This window comes from Enterococcus sp. BWR-S5 (assembly GCF_016745255.1).
Classification (GTDB): Bacteria; Bacillota; Bacilli; order Lactobacillales; family Enterococcaceae; genus Enterococcus_L.
Genome location: NZ_JADOEQ010000012.1, coordinates 119,521 through 134,269 on the forward strand (window position 1 = coordinate 119,521; position 14,749 = coordinate 134,269).

Genomic DNA, 14,749 nt, shown 5'->3' on the forward strand with positions numbered 1-14,749 from the left:
AGAATTGTGAAGCGCGCTGAGGGTTGTTTGTGTGTGCGATTTGAATAGTCCGTCGTGGTTTTGCTGTTGGGAGAGATGGGTACATTATTCATATGGCAGTTATTTATCTGTGTTAGTTGCTGAAACTGTAAGTGTGAACAAAAGAGCTTCTGAGCCGTTTTCTGTATTGAGGCATAGAGAATGAATACTCCCTTTTTTAAGTAAATGAGTTATACTGATGTGGATGAATAGAATCTTAAATCAAGAGGTGAGGCATGTGGCTATCCACGAATTTGTACGGAGTGATAATCCGTTGCTGCCGATAAAAATATGGAATCAACAGCTTGGGGGCCCAGAGCTGTCCTCTCCGGTTCATTGGCATAGAAGCTTAGAAATTTTGTTCGTTGCTTCCGGAAGAGTAGGTTTAATGATTGAAGGGAATCAGCAGATAATGATGGCTGGAGACTTAAAAATAATTAATAGTGGTGAAATTCATCAGATTTCTGCTGTTGAGGCAGGGGATGAAATGAGCGGCATTACATTGTTAATCCCTTCCGAATTTATTCAAGCTTGGTTTCCCGAGTACGATCAAGGAATATTTGACTCAAGCTTGGTTTACGAAAACAAATCAGTTTTGACAGAGTATATTGAAGCAATCGGTTCTCTCTATGAGCAGGCAGCTCCTTATTATGAAGCGGAGATCGTCTCATTACTGTTGAAGCTATTACTGCAGCTTTATCGAAAAACACGTGTACCATCTGAGGAAGAAGAACGAGTCTTTGAAATCAAGGAACGATTATCAAAGGTATTGGATATAATCGAACAAGGGTACCAAAATACACTGACCTTGGAGCAGGCGGCGGCTGTTGCCGGCTATTCTGTTTCTTATTTTTCCAAAATTTTCACGGCTACGATGAAGAGAAGTTTTTATCAATATTTAATTGACTTTCGTTTGAATAAATCACTTAGAGAATTGCAACTGGCGAACAAAACAATTACTGACATTGCTATTGATAATGGCTTTTCCAGTATTCATTCGTATATTCATGGGTTTAAAAAGGCTTATCAGATGACACCAAAGGAATACCAAATGAAGATAAGAAATCGACATAAATAAAAGAAGAATTAAAAAGAAATCGATTACAAAGTAGTGGTACACTAAGGCAAAAGAAGAGAGAGGTGTGCGCAGATGAGTAAACAGATGATAAAGCGTGGGTTTCCTTTGACGAATGAAGAGCTGAGACTTCAGGAAACTCTTTTTCATACAGCGAACGGATATATCGGTGTTCGAGGAAATTTTGAAGAGGGATATCCAACCGATTTTGTAACCAGCCGAGGACAATATATCAATGGCGTGTATGATATTGCAGAAATGAAGCAGGCGGAGCAGTTATATGGATTTCCAAATAAAAAAGAGGTCATTCTGAATGTTGCGGATACTCAAACGCTCCACTTGTATTTGAATGGAGAAGAGGTTACGGCATTTAGCCAAGGGGTTCGAGAGTTGACGCGAATACTGGATATGGAGAAGGGGACAGCTTTACGAACATTTGATTGGAAGAGTAAAGAGGGGCAAGCTGTAACTGTTAGTTATCGGAGAATGACTTCCTTTGTTTTACTGCCTTTATTTACAATTGAAGTAACGGTGACCTCCCACGATTTTACTGGTGAGATATCTATCCTGTCAGAGCACCATGGCAGTGCCACAAACTTTGTTAACCCGAATGACCCAAGGATGGCTGCTGAGGCAGAGGACTATTTGACGGTTACAGAAACACTTTACGATGAACGTGAAGCGTATTCAAAAATTACGGCAGAGACAAAGACATCAGAGCTTGCGGTTCAAACACTTGTTTTTCATGATGTATCTCCACAGCTTGACTTGGGACTTGTAGAGGAGAGCGACAGCGTCCCTGTTGTCTTTGACGGCCGGTTAACAGCTGGAGAGACGGCCCGTTTGGTTAAGTACAGCTTGTTTTTAGATTCCAGAAGATACAATCTGATGGAAGATGGTATACTTCTGAAGCAAGCGGTTCAAGAAAAAACATTGGAGGAATGGTACCAAGCCCAGGAGGAGTACCTGCAGCATTTCTGGAAACAAGCAGAGCTGTCTGTGGGGGGAGATCCGCTATTGAATGAATCGTTGGATTACAGCTTGTACAGCTTGATTCAGTCGACGGGAAAAGATGGCATTTCCAATATCGCTGCCAAAGGACTTAGCGGCGAGGGATATGAAGGGCATTATTTCTGGGATACTGAGATATACATGATGCCGTTCTTTACATTGACTAATCCCGAGATTACAGGCAAGCTAATTGAGTTTCGCTACACTATTTTAGATAAAGCACGTGAAAACGCCCGAATCCTAGGTCATAAGCAAGGGGCGCTTTTTCCATGGCGAACAATTTCCGGAACAGAATCCTCCGGCTACTACCCGTCAGGAACAGCGCAATACCATATCAACAGCGATATTGCGTATTCAATTATCCAATATTATCAGGCAACCGGGGACCTGGAATGTTTGATTGACTACGGTGGAGAAATTCTAATTGAGACAAGTCGTCTGTGGCTGGATGCAGGACATTATGAGGGCTCGAGGTTTGTCCTAAATTGTATGACCGGTCCTGATGAATATACCTGTGTGGTCAATAACAATTATTACACGAATCAGTCTGTTCAATACCAATTACGCTGGTTAGTAAAGCATTATCCGCTTTTAAAGGAAAAGAATGCACCGTTTTTAGAAAAATTAGCGGTGACTGAGGAAGAAATAGCGGCTTTTGAAGCAGCAGCGAAGGCGATGTATTTGCCCTATTCTGAAGAGCTTCAAATTCACGCACAGGACGACAGCTTTTTAGGAAAGCCGATATTGCCAATTGAAGAGCTGCCAAAAGAAAACTTTCCATTATTGCTGCATTATCATCCTCTGTACCTATATAGACATCAGGTATGTAAACAAGCGGATATGGTGTTGGCCTATTTCCTGCATGATGAATCCTTTAAAACGGAAGAAATCGAGCGAGGCTATACTTATTATGAAAAACTGACAACCCATGATTCATCGCTGTCCTCCTGTATTTTCAGTATTGTTGCAAACCAAATTGGGGATGTAGAAAAGGCATACCGCTATTTTGAAGAGTCTTCAAAAATAGATATTACGAATTCTCATCACAATACACAGGACGGCATTCATGCAGCGAATATGGGTGGGACTTATTTAGGCTTGGTCTTTGGCTTTGCCGGATTACGAATTAGAGAAGACCTTTTGGAGCTAACACCGCGATTGCCAAAGAAATGGACAGATTGTCGATTTTCTATAAAATATCAAGGGAGTTTACTGCACATCAGCGTAGATAAAGAAAAGATTCAGCTTTCAGTAATCGAGGGAGCGGCTGTGCCTGTCTCAGTTTATGGACAGAAGGCGGTTGTATCTCTAGGGAATGACTGGGAAATACCTTATAGAAAAGAGCGATAGCTATGTTTTTTTACCGTCAGACAATCATGGAAGAGAATTGTCAGGCAGAATTGACGTTCTACTTACAGGAGAATTTTGAAGAAATTGCACCGACTCGTAAACGACCGTTGATCCTAATCTGTCCGGGAGGTGGCTATGAGAATCTGTCGAATCGTGAGGCTGAGCCTGTGGCAATTAAATTGCTTTCATTAGGTTTTCATGCAGCTGTTTTGAAATATAGTGTTTTTCCGGCTAAGTTTCCAACTGCTTTGCGCCAGCTGGCGAAGGCGATGCTGTTAATTAGAGCTGAAGCTGTCCGCTATCCAATTGATTCAGATCAAATTTTTGTCATGGGTTTTTCCGCTGGCGGACACTTAGCCGCCAGCCTAGGAGCATACTGGAATCAGCCGCTTTTAGCTGATTTATCAACAAATGCAGAGGAGCTACGTCCTGCCGGGCTTCTTCTGTGCTATCCTGTTATTTCTGGTGGGAGCTATCGCCATGAATCAAGCTTTCAAAAGCTTCTGGGAAGTCATCTTGATGAAGAGAGAGCAGCGGTTTCGATAGAGAAGCTGGTAACGGCCGATTTTCCGTCAACTTTTATCTGGCATACAATGGAGGACCAGGTTGTACCTGTCCAGAATACCTTGTTACTGGTTGAACAGTTAGTGGAAAAGCAGATTTTCTGCGAATGCCACCTTTACCCCAAAGGACAACATGGGCTATCATTAGGAACAGAGGAAACCAATGCACCAGACAAAAGCATGTTAAATCACGATATTCAAGGCTGGCCGGAGCTGGCTGCCCGCTGGATAAGAACTGCAGCTTTACAGAATAAATGATAGATAGCTCTTTAAGTAAACAAGGTGAAAATCTTGTTTACTTTTTTTGTTTTTACTTGATAATTCTTGTTATTCGTCTTATAGTTAAGTCGAATAAAGTAAACGATATATAGTAAAATATAATTTTGTACACTAATAGGAGGAGTCATTATGGCTGGAATAAGAGATGTTGCAAGAAGAGCAGGGGTGTCACCGACAACAGTTTCACGTTTTTTGAATGAGGATTCGGCATTGTCGATTACTGATGAGACCAAAAAAAGAATTGAAACTGCCGTGGCAGACCTGAACTATGTGAAAGGACCTGCCAAAAGATCCCGAGCGGCATCGGTAGCGATTGTGACGACGGTTTCTGAAGCAGAAGAAATCGATGATCCGTATTTCCGTTCTATTCGCTTAGGGATATTCGAAGAAGCAAAGAAACAAAAGATTGCTGCAAACAGAATCTTTAGACTAGATAGTGAATTTCGCAGTGAAGAACTGGATTCGTTTGGGTGTGTTATTATTTTAGGCCATTTAGAGGAATCATTTTTGGAAGAGCTCTATGCCCACAATAGCGAGCTGATTGTCGTGGATGATCCCTATACCTCGGAGAAATATGAGACTGTTTACTCTGATATTGAAGGCGCAGCACGCCAGCATTTAGATCGGCTATATGAGAAGGGGCATCGTAAGATTGCTTTTATCGGAGGGGTTCGAACGGCTCATCTGCCGGACGGAACAGTCACGTTGGATGAGGACGATGTTCGAACGGTTACTTACAAGCAGTGGATGAAGGAAAAAGGCTTGGAAGAGCATATTCAGCTGGCTCTTGGTGAATGGAGTACCCTATCTGGAATGGAGCTCACTGAAGCTTTTATCAATCAGCATAAGCAAGTACTTCCGACGGCAATCATGGTTGCCAGTGATCCTATGGCTGTCGGTGTGTATCGTGCGGTTCAAAAAGCTGGTCTGAATATTCCATCGGATATTGCCTTAGTTTCTTTTGATAATATCGAAGTGTCAGAGTATTTGACACCGCCGTTATCGACTGTTGAGCTTAGGACAACAGAGCTTGGTCGGACGGCAATTCGCTTTGCACGGGAGAAAATTGATGGTATGAGAGACTATCCGGTACGTTGCATTATTCCCGGAAAAATAATAATTCGAGAAAGTGAATAATAATGGTTGACAAATATTTTAGTAAACAGTAATGTGTGCACATAAGTTATTGGAAACGCTTTTCTACTAATACGAGAGGGGTACACTGTGATGAAAAGAATGAAAAAATTAGTGTTACTGACAGCAGCTTTAACTCTGGGAGGTATTTTGACTGCATGTGGTGCTAAAAAGAATGATTCTGCGGATGGGGAGCAAAAAGAAATTGAGTTTTTCTTTCAGAAACAAGAAATGGTTCCGACGATGAAAGAGATTATCAAGGATTTTGAAGAGGAAAACCCTGATATCAAAGTGAAGCTGACTAACGTGCCGGATGGACTTACTGTTTTGAAGACGAGAATGGCCAGTAATGATGTTCCTGATATTGTTCATGCTTATCCAGCATTACCAGACTTTGTCGAATGGTCAAAAAATGATATGTTTGAAGACTTGACAGGCTCCGACATCATGAAAGATATAAAAGCAGGAGCAGCTGAATCTTATGCTGTTGACGACAAAATATATTCTGTTCCACTGACGAATAATGCATATGGCTTCTTCTACAACAAAACTGAATTTGAAAAGCTGGGACTGGAAGAGCCGAAAACTTGGGCAGAATTTGAAGAAATCGTAAAAACTATTAAAAAAGATGGAAAGACACCATTCTCAGCCGCTTTGACGACAGATGCTGCTGGCTTCTTGAATGGCTTCCATCAATTAGCTTGGGCAACGATTACAGGCGGACATGAACAGGCAAATGATTACTTGCTACGTAGTCCCCAAGACTCAATCAAGGCAGATGATCCAACCTTTGAAAAGGTTGCGGATGAGCTGGATATCATGAGAGACAATACGCAGAAAAATGCGAACGGTGCCACTTATGATGATGCCGTAGCAGCCTTTGCTTCCGGCGATGCCATGATTTTTGCCAATGGGATATGGGCACTGCCGGCAATTCAAAGCCAAGACCCTGAGTTTGAAGTTGGGATGTTTGCTCATCCAGGCGTCAAAGAAGGAGAAGAGCTGACAGCTGGCGCAGCTGACTTGGCTGTTTCCATCAGCAAAACAACAAAAAATAAAGAAGCAGCAGAAAAATTTGTCAGCTATTTGGCAAGCAAAGAAGCCATGCAGAAATATTATGATGTGGATGGTTCACCAACCTTTGTAACCACCGTTGATACAGAAGGTAAATTCCCTGAAATCGAAGAGGTTTCCAAACTGGTGGGGACAGACAAACAAATCATCTGGCTTCATAACGAATGGGATTCCGAAGCTGATTTTTGGTACGCAACAGTTGACTATATCAACAATGGGGATCGTGAACAGCTGGCGAAAAATCTGAACACATTTTTTGATGCAATGAAAAAATAATTTTTAATAGAAAGAGGGTAACGATCAAATGAAAAAGAAAGGTGTCCTTGGTCTTGGCTGGGCGTATTCATTCTTGATCATCCCTATCCTGCTGCAGTTGATATTTTTCTACTTTCCAATGCTTCAAGGGTTCTTTTACAGCTTTACTGATTGGACTGGATTGACGTCAAACTATAATTTTATCGGCTTTGATAATTTTAAGGAAATCCTTACAGATGAAAAACTGCGCTCTTCTATCTGGTTCACCGTTATTTTTACAGTGGGACTGATCGTTGGCGAAGTGGTAATAGGAATTTTTATCGCCAGACTACTAAATGGCAAACTAAAAGCATCTGGTTTCTTTCGGACTGTGTATTTCTTTCCGGCAGTTCTGAGTACGGTGACCTTAGGCTTAATCTTTAAACAAATTTTCAACTATGGACTGACACAAATCGGCGAAACATTGAAAATTGCTTTTCTACAGGAAAACTTGATTGCCAATGAAAAGACAGCTGTCATCGGTGTGCTGTTTGTAGCACTTTGGCAAGGGATTGCCATTCCGGTTGTTATTTTCTTATCAGGATTGCAAAGTATACCAAAGGATGTGATGGAAGCTGCCGAAATCGATGGCGCATCCTCCAGACAACGGTTTTGGAATGTAGAAATTCCATTTTTATTGCCATCCATCAGTATGGTGTTTATTCTGGCGCTGAAAAATGGCTTGACTGCATTTGATTTGGTTTATTCACTGACCGGTGGCGGTCCGAGTGGAAAAACAACTTCTGTAGGGTTACTGGTTTACAATTATGCGTTCAAGAGTAATAAGTTTGGCTATGCCAATGCAATTGCGGTTGTGCTGTTTCTTGTGATTGGTCTGATATCTGTTCTGCAAATACGGACCTCACGCAAATTTGAAGTGTAGGAGGGAGTAAACATCATGAAAAAGCAGTCCACTGTTTTGAACTATATCGGCTTGCTGATTGGTTTGGTTCTGATTTTTATCCCGTTGTTTTACACGGTCATCAGTGCGTTTAAAGAAACCAAGCAGATCACAAGAGATTTTCTGGGCATGCCGGCGCCATTTATTGGCGAAAACTTTACTCGACTGTTGGATGATGGTATTGGTCAATACTTTCAAAATTCAGTCATTATTACAGTCGCTTCGGTAGTATTAATTACCCTGTTTGTTCCAATGGCGGCCTATTCAATTGCTCGAAATATTTCAAGAAAGAAAGCCTTTGGCATCATGTATAGCTTATTGATTTTAGGAATTTTCGTTCCGTTTCAAGTAATCATGATTCCAATCACTAGTCTGATGAGTAAATTTGGTCTATCCAATATTCCCGGCTTGATTATTCTTTATCTAGCCTATGCGATTCCTCAGACCTTGTTCTTGTATGTAGGCTTTATTAAAAATACGATACCAGAAGAAATCGACGAGGCGGCTGAAATTGATGGTGCGGGAAAACTACGAACATATTTCCAGATTATCTTCCCATTGATGAAGCCTATGCATGCAACGACCCTAATTATCAATGCATTGTGGATTTGGAACGACTTCCTGTTACCATTGCTGATTCTTAATAAGGATTCAGATAATTGGTCGTTACCCTTGTTCCAATACAATTATTCCGGTCAATATTTCAATGATTTCGGGCCATCCTTTGCTTCGTATGTTGTAGGGATTGTCGTTATCCTAATTGTTTATCTGATTTTCCAAAAAAATATTATTTCAGGGATGACCAATGGTTCTGTGAAATAAAATAAATGAAACACTCACTCATAGGACTGGAGCATTGTGTCGTTCACAAGATGCTCCGGTCCTGAATTTTAAAAAATAATTGGCAATGTAGAGCAGTCGACTGAAGATATGGCTGAATACTAGCTGGTTATGAAGGAAGGATTTGTAAGAATGCCAATGATTACTTATGATGAAAAAGAACAAATTTTTCATTTGTCTAATAAAAAAATTAGTTACCTGATTCAAATAGAAGCTGGGGGTATCCCGGCACATCTCTATTTTGGAAAAGCGATTCGACACTACCATAATCATTTTCGCTATCCAAGAACCGACCGCTCATTTTCTCCAAATCCACCACTTTCAACGGATCGGCAGTTTTCATTTGATACAGTGATGCAGGAGTTTCCGGGCAATCCGGGAGATTATCGTACACTCTCTTACGAGCTGCTGCATGAGTCAGGAAGCAAAGTGAGTGATTTTCGTTATTACGGCTATAAGATAGAAGAAGGGAAGCCACTGCTTTCCGGTCTGCCGGCAACCTATGTGAAGGAGCCAGCTGATGCACAAACCTTGACTATTACGCTGAAGGATCAATTGTACGACTTGTACCTTGATCTTTCTTATACGATTTTCGCGGATCAATCGGTTGTCGCACGGTCGAATCAACTACGAAACGAATCGAATGAGCTGGTGTATATCAGCAAGCTTGCCAGCTTGACACTTGATTTTAGCAGTCAGGCTTTGGATTTAATTCATTTGCATGGAACTTGGTCAAAGGAGCGAATGCTTGAACGTGAAAGAATTACAGCAGGAATCAAGCTTTTAGACAGTAAGCGAGGCTCAAGCAGTCATCATCAAAATCCGTTTGCAGCTTTAGCTGCCCCAGAAACAACGGAGAAGAGCGGTGAGGTGTATGGTTTTTCTCTGGTATACAGCGGGAATCATCAGATAACTGTTGAACGTGATCCTTACGAGCAAACGCGCTTGATAATGGGGATGAACCCTCATCATTTTTCATGGAAGCTGAATAGGGGCGAGGTATTTCAATCACCGGAAGCGATAATGGTTTACTCCGACCAAGGGCTAAATGGCATGTCTAAGAGCTTTCATCATTTGTTCCAGAATCATTTGGTACGAGGTCGTTATCAATACGAAGAACGTCCGATTCTTGCAAATAATTGGGAGGCAACCTTTTTTGATTTTAACGAAGAGAAGGTTTTAGCCATTGCAGAGGAAGCACGCAATCTTGGAGCTGAGCTTTTTGTTTTAGATGATGGGTGGTATGGTCATCGAGACAATGATGATTCTTCTTTAGGTGATTGGGTCGAGTATAAGAAAAAGCTGCCGGAGGGCTTATTGGGATTATCAAATAAAATCCATGATATGGGGATGCAATTTGGCTTGTGGGTAGAACCGGAAATGATTTCCGAGGATAGCGAGCTGTTTCGTCAGCATCCTGACTGGGCACTGCATATTCCGGGAAGAGGAAAAACGATTGGACGAGGTCAATTCGTTTTGGATTTCTCTCGAAAGGACGTGCGAGACAATATCTATCAGCAGTTGAAACAAATTTTTAATAAGGTGCCGTTAGAGTATGTTAAGTGGGACATGAATCGAAATATGACAGAGGTCTATTCCGTCTTACTATCAGCAGAACAGCAAGGTGAGGTCGCTCATCGATATATCCTTGGGTTGTACGAATTTTTGGAACAGTTAACGACAGAGTTTCCTGATATTTTATTTGAAAGCTGTTCCGGCGGTGGTGGTCGTTTTGATCCTGGGATGTTGTATTACATGCCGCAGGTCTGGGCCAGTGATAACACAGATGCGGTATCAAGAATGCAAATTCAATACAGCACAAGTCTGGTTTACCCGATTTCAACGATTGGCGCCCATGTAGCTGCTGTTCCAAACCACCAAACAGGGCGGATAACAAGTCTTGAAACCCGAGGGAATGTTGCGATGTCTGGTGTCTTTGGTTATGAACTGGATTTGACGCATCTTTCTGCCGAAGAAAAAGAAGTAATGAAAGAACAGGTGCATTTTTATAAAGAGCATCGGCAGTTGATTCAGTTTGGGGACTATTATCGCTTGAAGAGCCCCTTTGATGGAAATCATGCTTCTTGGATGTTTGTTGACAGTGAGAAAAGCCATGCGCTTGTTTTTTACAGCCGCATGATGGCTGAAGCATCGTCTGCGTTCCATGTGTTGAAGCTGACCGGACTTGATTCTACCAAAGAGTACGAGGTTGAAGGTCAAGTCATTGGCGGCGATGAGCTCATGAATATCGGTATGTATATCGATACAGAGATGTGGGGCGATTATGCGAGTAAAATGATTGCGTTGAAGGCTGTAGAATAATTTTTGCTTAGCCTTAGTTGAAACGTTCATTTCTGAGAGAAGCGACTGTGAAAAATAAATTCCGACAGAACCACTGGTCAAACCAAAAAAAATTTGGTATACTTCACAAAAGATAGATACTGACAAAGAGAGTACCTTACTTTAAGTCAACACAGCGATTTCGGGAGGGTGGAAGCCGAAAATGATGAAGTAGTGGGAAGCGCACTTTGCTGAAGCCTGAATAGAAGGCCGGTCAATCTACCGTTATCAGATTTGAGCAGGTCTGTTGAATAATCAACAGATAAGTAGAGTGGTACCGCGGGAATTTCTCGTCTCTAATCATCGTCCAGGCGATGGTTAGAGGCGTTTTTTTATTACTATTTTTTAGGAGGACAATCATGAATAACAAACACATCGTTGCTGAAGCTATTTTTGCTGTTGTAAAGGACGATTTGGCACTTGAACAAATTTTGCAGCTTTTGGAGAACCCTAAGTCATCAGATCACGGAGATGTTGCATTTCCAGCATTTTCTTTAGCGAAGGTCTTTCGAAAAGCGCCACAGCAGATTGCTGCTGAATTGGCAGAAAAAATTGATCAGTCGGCCTTTGAAAAAATCGAAGTTGTCGGACCGTATCTGAACTTTTTCATGAACAAAGAAGCAGTTAGCGGCGCAGTCATCAAAGAAATTGTTGCGCAGAAAAATCATTATGGTGATGCATCTATCGGAAATAACAGTAATGTAACGATTGATATGTCTTCTCCAAATATCGCCAAGCCAATCTCAATGGGACATCTGCGTTCAACCGTTATCGGAAATTCGATTGCCTTCATTCTTGAAAAAATTGGTTATCAGCCAGTAAAAATCAACCACTTGGGCGATTGGGGTACGCAATTTGGTAAATTGATTGTGGCTTATAAAAAATGGGGCTCTGAAGAAGCGGTTAAAAAGGAGCCAATTACCGAATTATTACGTCTGTACGTTCAGTTTCATGAGGAAGCTGAGGAGACACCAGAGCTTGAAGATGAAGCAAGAGCATGGTTCAAAAAGCTGGAAGAAGGCGACGAGGAATCTATGCAGCTTTGGCAATGGTTCAGAGATGAATCTTTGCAAGAATTCAATAAAATCTATGACATGCTTGAGGTTTCCTTTGATTCATTTAACGGTGAAGCATTCTTTAACGATAAGATGGATGAAGTGATTACACTTCTTGAGGAAAAACATTTGTTGGAAGAGAACAACGGAGCGGAAATTGTTGATTTGACTGCCTATGATTTAAATCCGGCGTTGATCCGTAAATCAGATGGTGCGACCTTGTACATTACAAGAGACCTGGCAGCTGCCTTGTACCGTAAGAAAACTTATAATTTCGCGCAATCTCTCTATGTTGTAGGAAATGAACAATCCAATCACTTTAAGCAGCTGAAGGCTGTATTGAAGGAGTTGGGCTTTGAATGGTCAGATGATATGCATCATATTCCATTCGGGTTAATTACACAGGGAGGCAAAAAGCTTTCCACACGTAAAGGTAAGATTGTTCTGTTAGAAGAGGTGCTAAATGAAGCAGTTCAGTCTGCTGAAAGACAAATCTCTGAGAAAAATCCAAACCTTGAAAACCGTGAAGAAGTAGCCAAACAGGTGGGAATCGGAGCTGTTATTTTCCATGACTTGAAAAATGATCGACTGAACAATTTTGACTTTGTTTTAGATGAAGTGGTTCGTTTTGAAGGTGAGACAGGACCTTACGTTCAATATACCCATGCACGTGCTATGAGTATTTTAAGAAAGGGCAGCTTCACGCCAAATGAAGCGATGAACTACAGCTTGAATGATAAAGAAAGCTGGGAAATTGTTAAAATGCTGCAAAAATTCCCTGAAACAGTGATGCAGGCTGCGGAGAAATATGAACCGTCTGTCATTGCGAAGCATGCGATTCAATTGGCGCAAGCCTTCAACAAATACTATGCTCATGTGAAAATTCTTGCGGATGATGAACAAAAGGAATCACGTTTGGCATTAGTGTATGCGATGGCTGTTCTTTTGAAAGAAGACCTGCGTCTTCTTGGTTTACATGCACCGGATGAAATGTAACAGACAGCTCTGAAATTAATAAGTAGATGGAGGAAGCTAGATGAATGCAGGACAAGCAAAGTTTTATGAATTTATGCTGGAACGATCAAAAGCGGAGCACGTAGAAGAAATGAAAGAATTGTTGGCAGATGCCTTTAATAAAGCAGCCGCTGGAGAGCAAACACCGGAATTTTTTGCTGTGTTCAACGAGAAGGTTTTCACTTATTTGAAGCCGGAAGCTGTTGAAGAGGTAAAACAAGCGATGGCTCATTTTCAATCGCAAAAATAGTGTGTAATAAATAAAATTGTATAACTAGCATTGAATCAGTCTAGTGTTGATTCAACTGAGACAAAAAGGACAGGCAGTGGGACTATTTTCCGCAGCCTGTTCTTTTTTGTATAAAACACTTCATTGACCTAACAGGTAAATGAGGTTATAATTAAATTTACCTGTTAGGTCAATCGTTGGTTAACCATTCAGTATAGTTGTTTTAAAGAGGAGTTGAGTAGTCTATGATGATTGAGAAGCTAGAAAAAGAAAGGCGATTACTTTTGATAAATGCTGCGCTCGAAGAGTTTTCAGTAAAGGGGTATGACAAGGCTTCAACAAATAGTATTGCGAAAGAAGCCGGCTTATCCAAAGCATTAATGTTTCATTATGTGAAAAATAAGGAAGCACTGTTTCTGTATCTGGTTGATTATTGTACAGAGCGTATCAACAAAGACTATACACAAAAAATGAACAATAACGAAAAAGATATTTTTGAGCGATTAAAGCAATCGTATCTTCTGCAAATAGAGTTAAGAAAGACTTATCCTTGGATTTTCGAATTTAACGAGTTGGCTGCAGTAACGAAATCTGAACCCATCAATGAGAAGCTGAGGGAGAAAACGGCGCAAGGAAATGGTTGCTTTGAAGAGCTGTTTGAATCTATTGATGAAACGAAATTCTGTCAGGAGCTGTCAGTTGAGAGATGCAAAGAGTTAATATTCTGGAGCAATATTGGTTTTACCGAGCAGCAGCTGCTAAAGATTAAGGGAACTGAGCGAGGAACTATTGACTATGATGGAATCATTCAGGAAATTGACCAGTATTTTACTGACCTGAAAACAATTTTTTATAAAGCATAGGATGAATGGAGGGAGAAGTATGGAACGAGCACCGGTAGTTATTGAGTTTCCGTTACGAGGGGAATGGCAGGCGCCTACAACCCCAAAGAAGCAGATTCCAAGTCATGGTACCAATCGATTGGGATTAAGATATGCCTTTGATTTTTTACAGGTTAATTATAAGAAACGTTCAACTCCTTTTCATCGTCTCAGTGCCATACGCTATTTTTTGTTTGGCGTTCCTTTGAAGGACTGCTATTGTTGGGGTGAGCCGATTTACGCTCCCTGTGATGGAAAAGTGGTCATGTTGGAAGATGGAATTCGCGAAAGAAAAATTGTCCACTGGTTTGTCGACTCGATGATTGCAATAAAAAATGCTTTATTTTTTAATGAAGAGAAAGATGCTCATAGTAAAATCGCTGGAAATTATGTCGTAATCAACTATGGAAAAGATGGTTATATGGCATTTGCTCATTTACAAAAGGATTCGATTGCCGTAACTCTTAATCAGGAAATTAAAAAGGGCGATTATCTAGGAAAAGTTGGCCATTCGGGTAATTCGACAGCTCCCCATCTCCATTTTCAGCTTATGGATAGTCAGGATATTGCCCACTCCCAAGGTATTCCTTGTTTATTTGAGCAATACGAGGTGTATCAAAACGATGGCTGGCAGATGGTATACAACCAGATGCCGTCTGAAACAGATAGAATCAGATTTATTAAATAATAC

At 41.1% G+C, this 14,749-nt stretch carries 12 protein-coding genes; all 12 read left to right on the plus strand.

The features are described 5' to 3' along the window. Positions 1 to 217: 217 nt before the first annotated feature. Positions 218 to 1,096: a helix-turn-helix domain-containing protein gene (locus IW510_RS14185; RefSeq protein WP_202060710.1), complete on the plus strand. Its 879-nt coding sequence runs from the start codon at positions 218 to 220 to the stop codon at positions 1,094 to 1,096. Between the two features lie 72 nt (positions 1,097 to 1,168). Further along, positions 1,169 to 3,454: a glycoside hydrolase family 65 protein gene (locus tag IW510_RS14190; RefSeq protein ID WP_202060713.1), complete on the plus strand. Its 2,286-nt coding sequence runs from the start codon at positions 1,169 to 1,171 to the stop codon at positions 3,452 to 3,454. Positions 3,455 to 3,456: 2 nt separating this feature from the next. Then, positions 3,457 to 4,275, plus strand: a complete 819-nt coding sequence (locus IW510_RS14195) for an alpha/beta hydrolase (protein ID WP_202060715.1) — start codon at positions 3,457 to 3,459, stop codon at positions 4,273 to 4,275. A 150-nt stretch (positions 4,276 to 4,425) separates the two neighbouring features. After that, positions 4,426 to 5,433, plus strand: a complete 1,008-nt coding sequence (locus IW510_RS14200; protein WP_202060716.1) for a LacI family DNA-binding transcriptional regulator — start codon at positions 4,426 to 4,428, stop codon at positions 5,431 to 5,433. Positions 5,434 to 5,523: 90 nt separating this feature from the next. Beyond that, positions 5,524 to 6,780: an extracellular solute-binding protein gene (locus IW510_RS14205; protein ID WP_202060717.1), complete on the plus strand. Its 1,257-nt coding sequence runs from the start codon at positions 5,524 to 5,526 to the stop codon at positions 6,778 to 6,780. A 28-nt stretch (positions 6,781 to 6,808) separates the two neighbouring features. Further along, positions 6,809 to 7,681 carry a carbohydrate ABC transporter permease gene (locus IW510_RS14210; RefSeq protein WP_202060718.1) on the plus strand — a complete coding sequence of 291 codons (873 nt, stop codon included), beginning with the start codon at positions 6,809 to 6,811 and terminating at the stop codon, positions 7,679 to 7,681. Between the two features lie 15 nt (positions 7,682 to 7,696). Further along, positions 7,697 to 8,521, plus strand: a complete 825-nt coding sequence (locus tag IW510_RS14215) for a carbohydrate ABC transporter permease (protein ID WP_202060719.1) — start codon at positions 7,697 to 7,699, stop codon at positions 8,519 to 8,521. Positions 8,522 to 8,677: 156 nt separating this feature from the next. After that, complete coding sequence (locus IW510_RS14220; protein WP_202060801.1) at positions 8,678 to 10,861, plus strand: alpha-galactosidase; 2,184 nt, start codon at positions 8,678 to 8,680, stop codon at positions 10,859 to 10,861. A 377-nt stretch (positions 10,862 to 11,238) separates the two neighbouring features. Beyond that, positions 11,239 to 12,930, plus strand: coding sequence for an arginine--tRNA ligase (argS, locus tag IW510_RS14225; protein WP_202060720.1), 1,692 nt, complete (start codon positions 11,239 to 11,241; stop codon positions 12,928 to 12,930). 40 nt (positions 12,931 to 12,970) lie between these two features. Further along, positions 12,971 to 13,198, plus strand: a complete 228-nt coding sequence (locus tag IW510_RS14230) for a hypothetical protein (RefSeq protein ID WP_202060722.1) — start codon at positions 12,971 to 12,973, stop codon at positions 13,196 to 13,198. A 224-nt stretch (positions 13,199 to 13,422) separates the two neighbouring features. Continuing rightward, positions 13,423 to 14,040: a TetR/AcrR family transcriptional regulator gene (locus IW510_RS14235; protein ID WP_236674755.1), complete on the plus strand. Its 618-nt coding sequence runs from the start codon at positions 13,423 to 13,425 to the stop codon at positions 14,038 to 14,040. Between the two features lie 19 nt (positions 14,041 to 14,059). Further along, positions 14,060 to 14,746 carry a M23 family metallopeptidase gene (locus IW510_RS14240; protein ID WP_202060724.1) on the plus strand — a complete coding sequence of 229 codons (687 nt, stop codon included), beginning with the start codon at positions 14,060 to 14,062 and terminating at the stop codon, positions 14,744 to 14,746. The last annotated feature ends 3 nt before the right edge of the window (positions 14,747 to 14,749 follow it).

Coding starts and splice junctions, on each gene's coding strand:
- IW510_RS14185 (WP_202060710.1), top strand. CDS start 218: ATGTGGATGAATAGAATCTTAAATCAAGAGGTGAGGCATGTGGCTATC.
- IW510_RS14190 (WP_202060713.1), top strand. CDS start 1,169: ATGAGTAAACAGATGATAAAGCGTGGGTTTCCTTTGACGAATGAAGAG.
- IW510_RS14195 (WP_202060715.1), top strand. CDS start 3,457: ATGTTTTTTTACCGTCAGACAATCATGGAAGAGAATTGTCAGGCAGAA.
- IW510_RS14200 (WP_202060716.1), top strand. CDS start 4,426: ATGGCTGGAATAAGAGATGTTGCAAGAAGAGCAGGGGTGTCACCGACA.
- IW510_RS14205 (WP_202060717.1), top strand. CDS start 5,524: ATGAAAAGAATGAAAAAATTAGTGTTACTGACAGCAGCTTTAACTCTG.
- IW510_RS14210 (WP_202060718.1), top strand. CDS start 6,809: ATGAAAAAGAAAGGTGTCCTTGGTCTTGGCTGGGCGTATTCATTCTTG.
- IW510_RS14215 (WP_202060719.1), top strand. CDS start 7,697: ATGAAAAAGCAGTCCACTGTTTTGAACTATATCGGCTTGCTGATTGGT.
- IW510_RS14220 (WP_202060801.1), top strand. CDS start 8,678: ATGATTACTTATGATGAAAAAGAACAAATTTTTCATTTGTCTAATAAA.
- argS (WP_202060720.1), top strand. CDS start 11,239: ATGAATAACAAACACATCGTTGCTGAAGCTATTTTTGCTGTTGTAAAG.
- IW510_RS14230 (WP_202060722.1), top strand. CDS start 12,971: ATGAATGCAGGACAAGCAAAGTTTTATGAATTTATGCTGGAACGATCA.
- IW510_RS14235 (WP_236674755.1), top strand. CDS start 13,423: ATGATGATTGAGAAGCTAGAAAAAGAAAGGCGATTACTTTTGATAAAT.
- IW510_RS14240 (WP_202060724.1), top strand. CDS start 14,060: ATGGAACGAGCACCGGTAGTTATTGAGTTTCCGTTACGAGGGGAATGG.